The sequence below is a fragment of the Paraburkholderia sp. A1RI_3L genome (genome assembly GCF_048957895.1).
Classification (GTDB): Bacteria; Pseudomonadota; Gammaproteobacteria; order Burkholderiales; family Burkholderiaceae; genus Paraburkholderia; species Paraburkholderia kururiensis.
On sequence record NZ_JARCHA010000076.1, the window covers coordinates 1 to 493 of the forward strand.

General features: G+C 68.8%; 1 pseudogene. It reads left to right on the forward strand.

Annotated features, from left to right (window positions below):
• Positions 1 to 493: pseudogene (locus PXJ20_RS32960) on the forward strand (hypothetical protein); the annotation flags it as partial.

Consider the following 493-nt stretch of genomic DNA (forward strand, 5'->3'; position numbering starts at 1 on the left):
GTCCACCTCGACGTCGACCACGGCAAGCTCGCTCTCCACCGGCCTCTCGACCACGAACAGCTCGGTGACGTCGCTCTCGACATCGAGTTCGACGGCGACGACTTCGCTGTCGACGGCGATCTCGGCCAGCAAAACGCACTACTACAGCGTCAACGACAACGGTACGCAGCAGGCCAACTACAACAACGACGGCGCGACGGGCGTGAACGCGCTCGCCGCAGGCACGGGCGCGACGGCAGCGGGGGCGGCCGGCGTGGCGGTGGGCAACAACGCGAACGCGGCGGGAGACAACGCCGTGGCGATCGGCTCGGGCGCAACGGCCGCGAATGCCGGGGCGGTGGCACTGGGCAACGGTTCGGTCACGGCCGCAGCCAACCCGACGTCCACCGGCACGGTAGGCGGCACAACCTACAGCTATGCCGGTACGAGTCCGACGAGCGTGGTCAGCGTGGGTGCAGCAGGAGCAGAGCGGCAGATCACGAACGTGGCGGCA